Source organism: Enterococcus alishanensis, from assembly GCF_019218635.1.
GTDB lineage: Bacteria > Bacillota > Bacilli > Lactobacillales > Enterococcaceae > Enterococcus_A > Enterococcus_A alishanensis.
This window is the reverse complement of record NZ_JAHUZB010000006.1, coordinates 35,138-49,532: the sequence shown is the minus strand read 5'-3', so window position 1 is coordinate 49,532 and position 14,395 is coordinate 35,138. Positions and strand designations below refer to the sequence as shown.

The following is a 14,395-nucleotide window of genomic DNA, read 5'->3' as shown; positions in this document are numbered from 1 at the left end:
GATGAGTTTAGCAGATGAGCAAGCAGTAAATGAAGTTTTAGAACAGTTGACCAACCTTTTACAAGAAAATGAAATCATTCAAAACTACCAGCAAATAAAACAGCGAGTCGATCAAAATAAAAATTTACAAGCACTAGAAGACGCGATGGAGGCAGCTCAAAAAGAAGCGGTTCAGTTTGCTCATTATGGCAAACCAGAAGCCGAACAAGCAGCAATTAGACGAGCAGATGATTTGAAAAAACAGATTGATACGCATCCACAAGTAGTTGCTTATCGGGATGCTTTATATGAAGCCAATGATTTATTACAACATTTAACCACAATGATTCAAAAAGAAGTCAATGACGCAATGGAGGAGGAGCATTAATGCCTCAAAAAACTAAAAATACGCCGATGATGGAACAATATCTAGCCATCAAAGCCCAATATCCTGATGCCTTTTTATTTTATCGACTGGGTGATTTTTACGAGCTTTTTTATCAAGATGCGATAGATGTGTCACAATTATTGGAATTAACTTTAACTAGTCGTAATCGTAACGCTGATGATCCAATTCCAATGTGCGGTGTTCCCCATCATTCAGCGGCAGGATACATAGATACTCTAGTCGAGCAAGGATATAAAGTCGCTATTTGCGAACAAATGGAAGATCCCAAAGAAGCCAAGGGAATGGTGAAACGGGAAGTTGTCCAATTAATAACTCCTGGAACCTTAATGGAAGGTAAAGGAATTGAAGCAAAGACCAATAATTTTCTAACGGCTTTAATTCAGAAAAAAGATAGATTTGGTTTTGCTTATGTAGACTTATCGACAGGTGAATTAAAAACTGCCCTACTAGCCGATAACGAGGCAGTCATGAATGAAGCTACAGCTCTACAAACAAAAGAAATTGTCTTAGGCACTGAAATTGATGAAACCTTGAAGAAAAATTTGGCAGAACGATTGGGACTAGTTTTTTCTATTCAGGAAACGGTCGAAGATAATGCTGAGTTTAATTTTCTAACTGCAGATATTCAAGATGAATGGGAAAAAGAAGCTACGGGTATCTTGCTGACTTATTTAGCCGTGACGCAAAAACGTAGCCTAGGTCACTTGCAAAAAGCTGAGGAATATCAGCCAGAACATTTCTTGAAATTGGATTATTTTTCTAAAACCAATTTGGAGTTAACACGTTCAATTCGAACTGGAAAAAAACAAGGCACTCTTTTATGGTTATTGGATGAAACCAAAACGGCTATGGGAGGACGATTATTAAAACAATGGATTGACCGTCCTTTGATTCAAAAACGTCAGATTGATGCTCGCCAAAAAATGGTGGCTTCTTTATTGAATGCATATTTTGAACGGATGGATTTATTAGAAGCCTTGACTAAAGTTTATGATTTAGAACGACTTGCAGGTCGAGTAGCTTTTGGTAGTGTTAATGGCCGCGATTTATTACAGCTAAAAACTTCTTTAGCCCAAGTTCCGCAAATTCGTGGATTATTAACAGGGATTAACCAAGGAGAATGGAATGACTTATTGGTTGATATGAATCCGATGGAAGAACTGGTGGATTTAATCAATCATGCCATTAATGAAGATGCACCACTGCAAATCACAGAAGGAAATGTGATTAAAGATGGTTTTAATCAGCAGCTAGATGAATATCGTGAAGCGATGAAAAATGGCAAAACTTGGCTGGCAGAATTAGAAGCCAAAGAGCGGGCAGAAACTGGCATTAAGAATCTAAAAGTTGGTTATAATCGTATTTTTGGTTACTATATTGAGATTACAAAATCTAATCTTGCTAATTTAGCAGAAGGTCGCTATGAGCGTAAACAAACCCTGGCCAATGCAGAACGGTTTATCACACCAGAACTAAAACGTCTGGAAACTTTGATTTTAGAAGCCGAAGAAAAATCGGTGACTTTAGAATACAATCTATTTTTAGGTGTCCGAGAAGAAGTAAAAAAAGAAATTACCCAATTACAAAAATTAGCAAAAAGTATCAGTGCCGCCGATGTTTTACAAAGCTTTGCGACTGTCAGTGAACGTTATCAATATGTTCAACCAGAAATGAAAGCTGCCAGTCACGAGTTGCAAATTATTGAAGGTCGTCATCCCGTCGTTGAGAAGGTCTTAGGACATCAAGAGTATATTCCTAACAGCGTTAAAATGAATAAAGACGAAATGATTTTATTAATCACTGGTCCGAATATGTCTGGGAAAAGTACGTATATGCGACAATTAGCGTTGACGGTTATTATGGCCCAAATGGGTTGTTTTGTTCCAGCGGAAAAAGCTGAACTGCCGATTTTTGATCAAATATTTACTCGGATCGGTGCCAGTGATGATTTAATTGCCGGTCAATCAACCTTTATGGTGGAAATGATGGAAGCCAATCAAGCATTACGCCATGCGACACCCAACAGCTTGATTTTATTTGATGAATTAGGTCGTGGAACAGCTACTTATGATGGGATGGCATTGGCGCAAGCAATCATCGAGTACATCCATAAAAATGTACAGGCAAAAACTTTATTTTCAACCCATTATCATGAATTAACTGTCTTAGAAGAAGCCTTGCCTCATTTGAAAAATATTCATGTAGGTGCAGTAGAACAAAATGGCGAGGTGGTCTTCCTGCATAAAATGATGGATGGTCCCGCCGATAAAAGTTACGGGATTCATGTAGCAAAAATTGCTGGAATGCCAACAGAACTATTGTCACGGGCAACCACTATTTTAACCATGTTAGAAGCTGATAGTCCGGTAGAAAAAATTGAAGAAACACCCGAAAATGAGCAATTATCTTTATTTAGCGAAGTTTCGACGGCTGAACTTAGTGTGGTGGATGCATTGAAAAAAGCAGATCTATTAAATATGACCCCTATTGATGCCTTTACTTTATTAATTGAGTTGCAAAAACGGATTTAAAAAATAGGAGGGTTTTCATGGCAAAAATTCAAGAACTCTCAGAACAACTAGCCAATCAAATCGCCGCCGGGGAAGTGGTGGAACGCCCAGCCTCAGTAGTAAAAGAATTAATTGAAAATGCGATTGATGCTGGAGCTACACAAATTGATTTGTTGTTGGAAGAAGCTGGTTTGAAAAAAATTCAAATTACCGATAATGGTGAAGGTATTCCGCAAGAGGATGTAAAAAATGCCTTTAAACGTCATGCCACCAGTAAAATTCATAGTCGTGATGATTTGTTTCGAATTCGATCATTAGGTTTTCGCGGAGAAGCCTTGCCTTCGATTGCTTCTGTTTCTGAATTAACCTTAGAAACAGCAACGGCAGATGAAACAGTGGGCTCGTATATCTTTTTACGAGGCGGAAAAATTGAAGAAGAACGTCCAACTGCTACGCGAACAGGTACCAAAATTACCGTGGAAAATTTGTTTTACAATACGCCAGCCCGTTTGAAGTACGTCAAAAGCTTACAAACAGAATTATCAAATATTGGTGATATTGTGAACCGGATGGCACTGAGTCATCCGCAAATTGCCTTTCGTTTAGTTCATGATGGTCATAAAATGTTGACGACAAGTGGTCAAGGAGATTTGAAACAGACAATTGCCGGTATTTATGGGGTAGCAACTGCAAAAAAAATGATCCCGATTAAAGCTGAAGATTTGGATTTTAAACTGAATGGTTATATTTCTTTACCAGAAGTCACGCGAGCAAGTCGCAATTATTTGTCGGTCATGATTAATGGTCGCTACATTAAAAATTTCCTATTAAATAAAGCGATTGTCAGTGGTTATCAATCTAAATTAATGGTGGGCCGTTTTCCGATTGCCGTGATTGAAATTGAGATGGATCCGCTGTTAGTGGATGTCAATGTGCACCCAACAAAACAAGAAGTTCGTTTGTCAAAAGAAACAGAACTAACAGCACTGATCACTCAAAGCATCGCGGAAGCTTTACGGGAAATTAATTTAATTCCTGATGTGGCAGAAAATGCGACCTTTAAACGAAAAGTCGAACAAATTCAAACGGAACAAATGGACTTGCCGTTGGAAAAACCTAGTGAAAAAAAGAAAAGTGATCTTAATTTTGATCCAACTACCGGCATTTTTTATGTGGAGCAGGAACAACCGAAAGTCACTGTTGAAGAAACAACGACAATTGCACCAGAAAAAACGCCAGTCTTTGAAACAACAGATGAACCGGTACCAGTAAATGAGTCAACTGATTTTTCTGAAGCTGAGATTGAAGTGGAAGAAAATTTTGAGCATCCTGAATTTGATTTAAGTACAGCGGCTGGTGAAAAATTAGTCGAACAAGCAATGACAAAATTAGATAAAGAAGTACCAACTGAACGTTTTCCGATGTTAGAGTATTTTGGTCAGATGCATGGTACCTATTTATTTGCACAAAGTCGGGATGGGTTATACATTGTCGATCAGCATGCAGCACAAGAACGAATCAAGTATGAATACTTCCGTGAAAAAATAGGTGATGTCAGCAATGATTTACAAGAATTATTGGTTCCGTTTGTTTTAGATTATCCTAACAGTGATGCAATTAAATTAAAGGAACAGTTGGAATTATTACAAGATGTTGGGATTTATTTGGAAGAGTTCGGCGCTAATAGTTTTATTGTGCGAGCACATCCCACTTGGTATCCTGCCGGACAAGAAGAAAGTATTATTCTTGAGATGATCGATATGTTGCTGATTACAGGTAGTGTCAGTGTAAAAAAATTCCGTGAAGCAACAGCGATTATGATGAGCTGTAAACGTTCAATTAAAGCCAATCACCATCTAAATCCAGAACAAGCGCGAGTTCTATTAAGAGATTTAGCAGAATGTGAAAATCCTTTTAATTGTCCCCACGGTCGTCCAGTGTTGATTCATTTTAGTAATACAGATATGGAGCATATGTTTAAACGAATTCAAGATCCCCATTAAAAAGGATGGAAAACTTATGATTATTTTAGCTTCACAGTCCCCACGTCGCCAAGAATTATTACGTTGGCTAGTTTCGGATTTTTCAGTTCAACCAGCGGATATCAATGAAGACGTTAAAGATTTATACGGACCAAAAGAATATGTCATGAAGATGGCGCAAGAAAAAGCAGCCGCAATTGCTGCTGAGCATCCCGAAGATTTAGTAATTGCTTGTGATACAGTTGTGGTGGCGGACGACATTATTTTGGGTAAGCCGAAAGATCGAATTGATGCTTATAAAATGTTGAAAATGTTAAGTAATCGCAGTCATTTAGTTTATACTTCAGTAATTTTACGTCAAGGTGAACAAATGGCTGAAAAATTAACGCAAGCCGAGGTGAAGTTTTTCCCTTTAACGGATGGAGAAATATATCGTTATTTAGACACGGATGACTATATTGATAAAGCTGGGGGCTATGGCATTCAACATGAAGCTGGCGTGTTCGTTGAAAAAATTACTGGCGATTATTATGCGATTGTCGGTTTTCCGGTCGGTGAAGTAAATCAAATGTTAAAAAATTTTGAGGTCTAAGCAAATAACTCGATTTTTTTTAAAAAAGGATTATGATTGGTGTCACTAAGGAGGGATTGCAATGAATAAAGATGAATTAAAGAAAAATTTGTCAGATATCGAATACGCAGTGACTCAAGAAAGTGCGACTGAACAACCATTTACTGGTAAATACGATGATTTTTATCAAAAAGGCATTTACGTAGATGTCGTTAGTGGTGAGGCCTTGTTTTCTTCCAGTGATAAATATGATGCTGGTTGTGGCTGGCCAGCCTTTTCAAAACCAATTGAAAAACGCGGTGTCAAAGAAAAAGCTGATTTCTCTCATGGTATGCACCGAGTAGAAGTCCGCAGTAAAGATGCTGATTCGCATTTAGGGCATGTCTTCAATGATGGTCCCCAAGATCAAGGCGGATTACGTTACTGCATTAATTCCGCAGCCTTACGTTTCATTCCATTGGAGGAAATGGAAAAAGCCGGTTACGGAGAATATAAAGATATCGTCAAATAATGAAAGCTGTGGCTGCGGTCACAGCTTTTTTCTTTTCATGATTTTTTGTGCTAAAATAATGAGAACATATGTGCAGAAAGGAATAATCATGTACGAATACATTACGGGAAAATTAACGGCAATTACACCAAGCTATGTTGTAATAGAGGTCAATGGTTTAGGCTATCTCATTTATTTAGCCAATCCTTATCGCTATACCGGCAAGCTAGAACAAGTGGTGACGATTTATTTACAACAAATTGTGCGGGAAGATGCACAATTATTATATGGATTTGAAGATTTAGCAGAAAAACAATTATTTTTACGGTTAGTTTCCGTTTCTGGCATTGGACCGAAAAGCGCGCTAGCTATTTTAGCAAATGATGATCAGCAAGGATTAATTGGCGCTGTCGAAGCGGGGGATATTACTTATTTAACTAAATTCCCTGGTGTCGGTAAAAAAACTGCCAATCAAATTGTGTTAGATTTAAAAGGCAAATTAGCTGAATTACTAGATGATAGCCAACTGTTTATGAAGATGACTGGCAATGATTTGGAAGAAGCGATGGAAGCTCTGGCTGCTTTAGGTTATTCTGCCAAAGAAATCGCCAAAGTCCAAAAAGTCTTAGAGAAAGAAGAACTTTCTGGCACAGACGAATACTTGCGACAAGCATTGAAATTAATGATGAAAAAATAATTGTCAGGAGGATCAGTAGTGGAAGAAGAACGGATCGTTTCCCCAGAGCTAGAAACTGGTGATAAAAGTCTGGAAAAATCTTTGCGTCCGCAGTATTTGGCGCAATATATCGGCCAAGATAAAGTCAAACAAGAATTAAGTATTTATATTGAAGCAGCTAAAAATCGTGAAGAAGCATTAGATCACGTTTTATTATATGGACCTCCTGGTTTAGGTAAAACGACTATGGCGATGGTGATTGCCAATGAAATGGGCGTACAAATCCGTTCAACTAGTGGACCTGCGATTGAGCGCTCAGGGGATTTAGTAGCGGTTTTAAATGAATTGGAACCTGGCGATGTTTTATTTATTGATGAAATTCATCGGCTACCTCGCATTGCAGAAGAAACATTATATTCAGCTATGGAAGATTATTATGTAGACATCATGGTAGGGCAAGGTCCGACGGCACATCCAGTGCATTTTCCCTTACCGCCATTTACATTAGTAGGGGCAACAACGCGAGCTGGTATGTTATCTGCACCCTTACGAGATCGTTTTGGGATTATCAGTCACATGGAATATTATCAGGAAAGTGATTTGCGGGAAATCGTTTTACGTTCAGCTGATATTTTTCAAACGGAAATTGTTGATACCGGTGCAGTGGAAATTGCCCGTCGCTCACGGGGAACCCCACGAATTGCCAATCGTTTGTTGAAAAGAATTCGGGATTACGCAGAGGTTCAGTCAGATGGTGTGATTGATCAATCAATTGCTGATCAGGCGTTGCAATTACTACAAGTGGATAAAGCTGGTTTAGATTTAGTCGATCAAAAATTATTGAAAACGATGATTGAACTTTATCATGGTGGACCGGTGGGATTAAGTACGATTGCTGTAAATATTGGTGAAGAACGAGAAACGGTAGAAGATATGTACGAGCCTTTCTTAATTCAAAAGGGTTTTATCAAACGGACTCCTCGTGGTCGAGTAGCGACTGAACTAGCCTATCAGCATTTTAACTATCCTTATCCCAACTAAGCAGGTGAATGGATGATTGAAGGAAAAAAGACCAAAGATAAATTAGCACAAGCATTACTTACACTGATCGAAAAAAAAGATTTTGCAAAAATATCGATTTCAGATATTACACAAGCGACGGGATTAAATCGACAAACCTTTTATTATCATTTCAAAGATAAAGAGGATTTATTGCATTATAGCTATTTTGTGACAGGGTTAAATTATTTACAAGCGGATGATTTATCTTTAGACAACTGGGAAGAGGCCGTTTTAAAGATGTTGCGAACAATGGAAAAGTATCAAACTTTTTATTTTAAAACTGTTACTAGTGATTCTGAGGTATTGGTTCGAGAATTTACCGCTTTGACTCAAGGATTATTTGTCCGTTTGTTTGAAGATGTCGATCATGAAGCCCAATTGAGTGCAGCTGATAAAGATTTTTATTCGCGTTTTCTAGCATACGGTTGTGGGGGCATCTTAGTTGATTGGTTATTGAAAAAGGTTCAGGCGACACCGATGGAAATTGCCGCGCAGCTTTTTCGTTTCGCTAAAGATATTGAATTTTTTGCTTATCGATTGTATCAATCAGAGACAGAAAAAAGTGATTAAGATAGTCCTAATCACTTTTTTGGCAATTATTTTACGTCATTGACGACATATTTAATGGGTTGATTATTTAAAGCACCTAGGGCATTTTGAACCACAATTTCTGCCATGGCATCACGGGCTTCAAAGCTGGCATTGCCGATGTGAGGAGTCAAAATGACATTTTTAAAATCCTTTAAAGCTTCGGTAACTTTTGGTTCAAATTCAAAAACGTCTAAGGCAGCACCGGCGATTTCATTTTGTTTAAGTGCCTCCACTAAGGCTACTTCATCAACGATGGGCCCGCGGGCTGCGTTAATCAAAAAGGCAGAATTTTTCATTTTCGCAAAAGTAGCTTGGTTGAATAAATGTTGTGTTTGATCAGTCAACGGTGCGTGGATTGAAATAATATCTGCTTGTTCAATCACTTCAGATTGACTGACGTAACGGGCGTGTAATTTTTGTTCAAGCGCATCAGTTAATGGATGGCGTTGGGTATAAATAATGTTCATGCCAAAAGCCAGCATTTTTTCAGCTAAAGCTTGTCCAATTTGTCCCATACCAATGATGCCTAAAGTTTTCCCAGCTAATTCATGACCGCGGAAAAATAAAGGTGCCCAACCAGAAAAACCTTCGTGCCGCATCAAGTCATCACCTTCGACAATTCTACGGGATAAAGCGATAATTAAACCAGCAGCTAACTCAGAAGTGGCGTTAGTAGAAACTAGCGGTGTATTGGTGACGTAAATATTTTTTGTGGCAGAATAAGCACTGTCAATATTATTAAATCCAGCCCCGTAGTTAGCAATTAGTTTTAGATGGGGTGCCGCGTCAATCACTTCTTGATCAACAGTAGTTGAAAGTGGCGTAATCAAAACTTGAATATCAGCTACATTTTCTAGTAATTCTTTTTTTGAAATTAAACCGTCACCTTGAAAAACTCGATAGTCAACTTTGGCTTGATCGAGGACTTGATAGCCGGCGACTGGGATTTCTGCAGAAATAAAAATTTGACTCATGAAAAGGACCTCGCTTTGATTGAATTGCTTTCATGATAGCACGAAATAAAAAAATGGAGGAAAGATATGCAAGAGATATTATTTGTTTGTATGGGAAATATTTGTCGTTCACCAATGGCCGAAGCGATTTTTCGTGATGCTTTTGTGAAAGAAAGACAGCAAGCTGATTTTTTAGTTGATTCTGCTGCCACCAGTTCTTGGGAAGTAGGAAATCCCCCGCATCGTGGGACACAAAAAATATTAAAACAACACAATATTTCAACTAAAGGGATTGTGGCTCGTCAGATAAAACTAACTGATTTTGATCGCTTTGATTATATTATTGCAATGGATAACGAAAATTTATCTGATTTAAAGGAAATGGCGCCAGCTGATAGTAAAGCTGAAATTTTATTATATTTAGATATTTTGCCAGAAAAACAAGGCCAAAGCATTCCAGACCCATGGTACACTGGTGATTTTGAGGAGACATACGGATTGATTACGGCAGGTTTAAAGCCTTGGTTAAGTTTTTTTAATCAGGCTTAGAAATCTTGAAAAAAAATAAGTATCCATGTTAAAATAATCGTAACTTTTTAGAGGAGGTTAACTAGATGAAAAAATCCGAAAAAGAAAATTTTTTCAAAAAACTTTCTGCCACTCCGTTGCGTTTTATTTCAGATTTTGTCAATGACACTGCGGAAAAGAAGCAGGCAGCTGAAGCAACTTCGACGATTTTTCGTCAGTTACAGTTAGCGTCTCTGCAGAAAAGCTATGTGATTTTACAAATTGAAGCACCTAAAAAGAATAAAAAATTTAGAACTGTTTCTGGCTGGCTGCCAAGCCATGTTAGGGGAGAAACTTTTATGTTAAAAACTACTGATCAGCAATTATTAATGTTGAATTTAGCAGATGTAAAAAAAGTGACAACTCGTTTAGACAGTGATGATCAAAAAACTTTTTCCCGTTAATTGTAAAAATATTGGTGAAATTTTCAACTTATGTTACAATGAATTTGTCAAAATAGAATAATACTTTCGCAAAGGGGAGCCTTCGGGCTGAGATTGAGTCTACTCTAAACCCTAGAACCTGTTTCGGTAATTCGAACGTAGGAATTGTGAAGAAGTAATAGCTGTTGCTTCTCCTTTGTGAGCTGTATGTTCAAAAAAGGAGGAGTTTTTTTATGCATGAAAGAACTAGAATTATGATGGAAGCTACAATTTTTGCCGCATTATCACTATTATTGTCGATGGTACCAACCAACATTGGTAGTAGCTTAACGGTTTCGTTAGGAATGATTCCATTAACTATTTTCGCTTTACGAAGAGGCTTGAAGGCTGGCTTAATCGCAGCATTCATTTGGGGGATTTTACATTTTCCAATGGGGAATGTTTTTTTCTTAAGCGTACCGCAAGTCTTGATTGAATATCCGATTGCCTTTACTTTTGCAGGCTTTGCGGGACTTTTTTCAGACTCTTTAAAACAGGCTTTAATTGCTGGAGATAGTCGTGGCGTAACAAGAAGTGTCATTTTAGGAAGTTTTGCTGGAAGTTTTGCCCGTTTCTTTTGGCATTTTGTTGCCGGTGTTGTCTTTTGGGGCAGCTATGCTGTTTGGGGCATGGGACCAGTACTATTTTCTTTCGTCACTAATGGGATCAATTTTATTGCCACAGGAGCGGTTACTAGCATTGTAATTGTCATCATTGCCAAAAAAACACCACAATTATTTTTACCAAAGTCTGCAGCTAAATTAGAAAAAACTACTAATTAATCGGAAAAACGCCATCTGATGGCGTTTTTTTGCTGCAAAAAAACAATCCAGAAATATTTTTCCAGATTGTTTTTAGTGGAATGAAAAGGCTAAATCATCATCTTCAACCTCTAAATGCCAGATTTTTTTATTTAAATCATAAGTTAATTCAGCTACTTTTTGTTCTTTCCGTAAGTTGATTTGACTACGGCGCCAGCCTTTTTCATCTGATAAGTAAATCGGAATGTGGAATTGTTGGTTTTCAACTGGCTCTTGCGGAATATTAAAAATTGCTCCTTCTTGAAAGAAAGGATAAAGTTGTTTTAAAATTTCGCCATCCAATTTTGCAACTTGTGGACCACGAGCAAAAAGTGTTCTACGAAAATTGTTTTTTTCTAAAACGATCTTACTAAGCTTGTTGGCCAAAATCCGATAGAACTCATCTAAATAGCGATAATAAACCCGCATTGTATCGTTACCAAAATTAAAATAGACAAAGTTATTTTGAAGTTTGTAAAAAAAAGGTGAATGTAAGTGGGTCTTCATATGACCAAAATACAACAACTCAGAAATCTCTAAAGGAGATAATTCTTTTAGCAATGCTGGATCAGTGAAATCAATCCATTTTGCTGCACTGGGACTATTCAATTGACGGATACTAAAAAAATTGCTGACAGCATTAGTACCATTAATAATTTTTAACCCGGTGTGAGAATCAAATTCGCCGGCGCTTGCTGCAGGATTTAACAGTAATAGATGTTCCGGCTGGTGGACGATCCCTTCAACAAAATCTTGTGGTGAGAGCCCTTTAGAAAAAACAGCATTACTGGTTGTATCAATATATACAAATAACATTTCAGCCACACTCTTCACGCTTCCTTTTTCTTTCGTTAATTTTATTTTACCTCATGCATCAAAAAAAAGCTTGTAACTTTTATTTTAAAATTACATTACAAATATATTTAAATTAGAGAAAAAAGAGCTGAATCCGTGTGAATTAATTAGTGAAATTCTTACTTGTTTTGAAAAGATAACGATGATATTTTCATAAAACATCGCTTTCATTTTAAGTCGTAGACTATAGGACAACTTGAAAAAATATGTTATGATTAAATCGAAATGAGGTGGGAAAATGACGAAAACTAAGAAGAAAAAGCGAAATTGGCTATTAAATAGCTTTTTAGTTTTATTATTTATTGTTGGATTGGCTTTGATTTTTAATAATCAAATCAAAGATTTTTTAATTCAATTAAACGGGGATCGTTATGGTATTTCCAACCTCGATGAAGACCAACTAAGAAAAAATGAAAATGCTAATGCGTCTTTTGACTTTGATGCGGTTGAACCTGCTAGTACAGAAGCTGTTTTGCGGGCGCAGCTAAGTAATAAACGTTTGCCAGTAATTGGTGGCATCGCCGTACCAAGCGTTGGAATAAGTTTGCCAATCTTCAAAGGTTTATCTAATGAAGCGCTGCTTTATGGCGCGGGAACGTTGGCCGAAGATCAAAAAATGGGGAAAGGTAATTATGTGTTAGCCAGTCACCGGGCTTCGCGGAAGGATTTATTGTTTACACCGTTGGAAAATGTTGAAGCTGGAAATATCGTTTATATTACTGATTTAAAAAAGATTTATACATATAAAGTGAGTCTGAAAGTACGAGTTCAGCCAACTCAAGTAGAGTACATCGAGACAACACCTGGCAAAAAACAAATTACTTTGATTACTTGTGGTGAGATGAATGGTGTCACTCGAATTATTGTTCAAGGGGATTTAAAGAAAACCACTCCAATAAAAAAAGCTACAAAAAAAATGAAGCGAGCATTTGAAATGGAACAAAAAACTTTCTAAAAAAATTGGAAATTTAGCCCAACTAAATTTCTGATTTTTTTTGCTATAATTAACTAAAAAAGGAGGAGAAAAATGAAGCAGGTATTTGGTTCGCAATTAATAATGGCTGACTTTTCTGAAGCAAAACTACTTTTACCCTTTTTTTCTTCTCATCAAAAAGGCCGAGAAACTTTTTCAGTCGCAGTAAAACACGAGAAGGCCTTTGCTATTAATAAAGATCTTTGGCTAGTGGTAAAACAAACTGCCCAAAGCTGGAAAATTGAAAATATTTTAATTTTAGCCAATCTCAATCTTAGTGAGGGGTTGCAACAGATTGAACAAGCGGCTCGTAGACACTTTATTTCAAAAATTTCATTGGAACTAGCAGAAGAGCTCGTTGTGACAGATTTACTGCAAAACTATAATTATACTTTTGTTAATGGGAGCTATCAAAAAGAATTGTTTGATAAAACGGCTTTAGTTTTGGGGGGCGGTGGTGCCCGAGGAGCCTATCAAATAGGTGTTTGGCAAGCGTTGTTGGAAAAAAGAATCAAGTTTGATTTTATTGTGGGAACATCAGTTGGGGCCTTAAATGGCGCGTTGATTGCACAAGGGGATTTTTCAGCAGCGCAAAAATTATGGCAACAAATTTCTACTCAGCAAGTCTTAGAATTGGCCTTTGAAAAAGCGGAAGATATTGATTATGCGACTCAAAGAAAACAAATTCAGCAATTGGTGAGTGCGTCGTTGGAACAACGAGGAATTTCAACAGCACCCTTAAAAGAACTGTTGGAAAAATTCTTAGCCAAGGGACCATTGAAATGTCCTGTTTATGTTGTGACAACCAAACTTCCGCAGTTTAAAGAAACAATCGTCAATTTGTTAGATAAACCACAGCAAGAAATTCAGTGGATGCTGGCTTCTTCTAGTTTTTTTCCAGTCATGGCTATAACGGAAATTGACGGCAATAAATATATTGATGGTGGCTATCGTAATAATCTACCGCAGGATGTGGCAGTTTCTTTAGGTGCTACAAGGCTTATTAGTATCGATGTAAAAGGCCCAGGATTTAACAAACATCCGGTTTTTTCAAAAGAGATTGTCGATGTCAGTTTGAAAAGTCATTGGAATTTAGGTGATTTTTTAATCTTCCAAAAAAACACGGCACAAAAGAATTTGCAACTAGGCTATTTAGAAGCAAAACGAAGCTTAGGTGATTTTAAAGGCCGACGTTATTGTTTTACTTTAAAAACAGACTTTGTAAAAGCTAGTCGCGACTTTTTGAAAAAAGCCAACCAGCAATTGCCAATTGTTTCTCTGAATGAACTGCAAAAAAAAATTAGTGATTTTTTTGGTGAGGCAACCGAGATTGAAGAAATCAGTCTGGTTATTTTAGAATATTTAGCCGCCAGATTACAAGTTGATCCAGTTAAAGTGTATGATATAGATACCTTTAAAAAAGCGATTAAAAATCAACTGGAAGTTGGTGCAAAATTAAATGATCGGGTGCGCTGGCATTTTGGCAGAGCCCAAAGAACCAATTATTTTGATTGCTATCAATTGATCGCGTTGATGATTGAAGAATTATAGAATT

Annotated in this window: 15 protein-coding genes and 1 riboswitch; of the genes, 13 read left to right on the top strand and 2 right to left on the bottom strand. The window is 37.2% G+C overall.

The genetic code is table 11. The annotated features are described in order from the left end of the window. Window position 1: 1 nt before the first annotated feature. The 8 genes from KUA55_RS13935 to KUA55_RS13900 all read left to right on the top strand — a co-directional run bounded on the left by KUA55_RS13935 (window position 2) and on the right by KUA55_RS13900 (window position 8,249). Window positions 2-367: a YlbF family regulator gene (locus KUA55_RS13935; protein ID WP_218326996.1), complete on the top strand. Its 366-nt coding sequence runs from the start codon at window positions 2-4 to the stop codon at window positions 365-367. Continuing rightward, a complete protein-coding gene (gene mutS, locus KUA55_RS13930; RefSeq protein WP_218326995.1) occupies window positions 367-2,919 on the top strand; it encodes a DNA mismatch repair protein MutS in 2,553 nt (850 codons plus the stop codon). The genes KUA55_RS13935 and mutS overlap by 1 nt, the downstream gene beginning before the upstream one ends. Window positions 2,920-2,936: 17 nt before the next feature. Next, the gene (gene mutL, locus KUA55_RS13925) at window positions 2,937-4,901 is read left to right on the top strand and encodes a DNA mismatch repair endonuclease MutL (RefSeq protein ID WP_218326994.1); all 1,965 of its coding nucleotides are present in this window, start codon (window positions 2,937-2,939) and stop codon (window positions 4,899-4,901) included. Between the two features lie 16 nt (window positions 4,902-4,917). Then, window positions 4,918-5,472, top strand: a complete 555-nt coding sequence (locus KUA55_RS13920) for a Maf family protein (protein WP_218326993.1) — start codon at window positions 4,918-4,920, stop codon at window positions 5,470-5,472. Between the two features lie 61 nt (window positions 5,473-5,533). Further along, window positions 5,534-5,962 carry a peptide-methionine (R)-S-oxide reductase MsrB gene (gene msrB / locus KUA55_RS13915; RefSeq protein ID WP_218326992.1) on the top strand — a complete coding sequence of 143 codons (429 nt, stop codon included), beginning with the start codon at window positions 5,534-5,536 and terminating at the stop codon, window positions 5,960-5,962. An 88-nt stretch (window positions 5,963-6,050) separates the two neighbouring features. Beyond that, complete coding sequence (ruvA, locus tag KUA55_RS13910) at window positions 6,051-6,638, top strand: Holliday junction branch migration protein RuvA (protein WP_218326991.1); 588 nt, start codon at window positions 6,051-6,053, stop codon at window positions 6,636-6,638. A gap of 18 nt (window positions 6,639-6,656) precedes the next feature. Then, window positions 6,657-7,658 (top strand): Holliday junction branch migration DNA helicase RuvB, encoded by a 1,002-nt coding sequence (ruvB, locus tag KUA55_RS13905; RefSeq protein WP_218326990.1) that lies wholly within the window; start codon window positions 6,657-6,659, stop codon window positions 7,656-7,658. Between the two features lie 12 nt (window positions 7,659-7,670). Next, window positions 7,671-8,249, top strand: a complete 579-nt coding sequence (locus tag KUA55_RS13900) for a TetR/AcrR family transcriptional regulator (protein ID WP_218326989.1) — start codon at window positions 7,671-7,673, stop codon at window positions 8,247-8,249. A gap of 26 nt (window positions 8,250-8,275) precedes the next feature. Here KUA55_RS13900 and KUA55_RS13895 read toward each other — a convergent pair whose 3' ends face one another. Next, window positions 8,276-9,244, bottom strand: a complete 969-nt coding sequence (locus KUA55_RS13895; RefSeq protein ID WP_218326988.1) for a 2-hydroxyacid dehydrogenase family protein — start codon at window positions 9,242-9,244, stop codon at window positions 8,276-8,278. 66 nt (window positions 9,245-9,310) lie between these two features. On the opposite strand from KUA55_RS13895, the gene KUA55_RS13890 reads away from it, so the two are divergent. The 3 genes from KUA55_RS13890 to thiT all read left to right on the top strand — a co-directional run bounded on the left by KUA55_RS13890 (window position 9,311) and on the right by thiT (window position 10,994). After that, window positions 9,311-9,772, top strand: coding sequence for a low molecular weight protein-tyrosine-phosphatase (locus KUA55_RS13890; protein ID WP_218326987.1), 462 nt, complete (start codon window positions 9,311-9,313; stop codon window positions 9,770-9,772). Between the two features lie 65 nt (window positions 9,773-9,837). Beyond that, window positions 9,838-10,194, top strand: a complete 357-nt coding sequence (locus KUA55_RS13885; protein WP_218326986.1) for an SAM domain-containing protein — start codon at window positions 9,838-9,840, stop codon at window positions 10,192-10,194. A gap of 62 nt (window positions 10,195-10,256) precedes the next feature. Beyond that, a riboswitch (TPP riboswitch) is annotated at window positions 10,257-10,355 on the top strand. A 51-nt stretch (window positions 10,356-10,406) separates the two neighbouring features. After that, the gene (thiT, locus tag KUA55_RS13880; protein WP_218326985.1) at window positions 10,407-10,994 is read left to right on the top strand and encodes an energy-coupled thiamine transporter ThiT; all 588 of its coding nucleotides are present in this window, start codon (window positions 10,407-10,409) and stop codon (window positions 10,992-10,994) included. Between the two features lie 72 nt (window positions 10,995-11,066). Here the strand turns inward: thiT and KUA55_RS13875 are convergent, their stop codons facing one another. Beyond that, window positions 11,067-11,837 carry a hypothetical protein gene (locus KUA55_RS13875; protein ID WP_218326984.1) on the bottom strand — a complete coding sequence of 257 codons (771 nt, stop codon included), beginning with the start codon at window positions 11,835-11,837 and terminating at the stop codon, window positions 11,067-11,069. A 268-nt stretch (window positions 11,838-12,105) separates the two neighbouring features. On the opposite strand from KUA55_RS13875, the gene KUA55_RS13870 reads away from it, so the two are divergent. After that, window positions 12,106-12,822 carry a class A sortase gene (locus KUA55_RS13870; RefSeq protein WP_218326983.1) on the top strand — a complete coding sequence of 239 codons (717 nt, stop codon included), beginning with the start codon at window positions 12,106-12,108 and terminating at the stop codon, window positions 12,820-12,822. A gap of 72 nt (window positions 12,823-12,894) precedes the next feature. Beyond that, entirely contained in the window at window positions 12,895-14,391 is a 1,497-nt protein-coding gene (locus KUA55_RS13865; RefSeq protein WP_218326982.1) for a patatin-like phospholipase family protein, read from the top strand. Window positions 14,392-14,395: the final 4 nt, after the last annotated feature.

Coding starts and splice junctions, on each gene's coding strand:
- mutS (WP_218326995.1), top strand. CDS start 367: ATGCCTCAAAAAACTAAAAATACGCCGATGATGGAACAATATCTAGCC.
- KUA55_RS13895 (WP_218326988.1), bottom strand. CDS start 9,244: ATGAGTCAAATTTTTATTTCTGCAGAAATCCCAGTCGCCGGCTATCAA.
- KUA55_RS13900 (WP_218326989.1), top strand. CDS start 7,671: ATGATTGAAGGAAAAAAGACCAAAGATAAATTAGCACAAGCATTACTT.
- KUA55_RS13865 (WP_218326982.1), top strand. CDS start 12,895: ATGAAGCAGGTATTTGGTTCGCAATTAATAATGGCTGACTTTTCTGAA.
- KUA55_RS13870 (WP_218326983.1), top strand. CDS start 12,106: ATGACGAAAACTAAGAAGAAAAAGCGAAATTGGCTATTAAATAGCTTT.
- msrB (WP_218326992.1), top strand. CDS start 5,534: ATGAATAAAGATGAATTAAAGAAAAATTTGTCAGATATCGAATACGCA.
- ruvA (WP_218326991.1), top strand. CDS start 6,051: ATGTACGAATACATTACGGGAAAATTAACGGCAATTACACCAAGCTAT.
- KUA55_RS13885 (WP_218326986.1), top strand. CDS start 9,838: ATGAAAAAATCCGAAAAAGAAAATTTTTTCAAAAAACTTTCTGCCACT.
- thiT (WP_218326985.1), top strand. CDS start 10,407: ATGCATGAAAGAACTAGAATTATGATGGAAGCTACAATTTTTGCCGCA.
- KUA55_RS13935 (WP_218326996.1), top strand. CDS start 2: ATGAGTTTAGCAGATGAGCAAGCAGTAAATGAAGTTTTAGAACAGTTG.
- KUA55_RS13920 (WP_218326993.1), top strand. CDS start 4,918: ATGATTATTTTAGCTTCACAGTCCCCACGTCGCCAAGAATTATTACGT.
- mutL (WP_218326994.1), top strand. CDS start 2,937: ATGGCAAAAATTCAAGAACTCTCAGAACAACTAGCCAATCAAATCGCC.
- KUA55_RS13890 (WP_218326987.1), top strand. CDS start 9,311: ATGCAAGAGATATTATTTGTTTGTATGGGAAATATTTGTCGTTCACCA.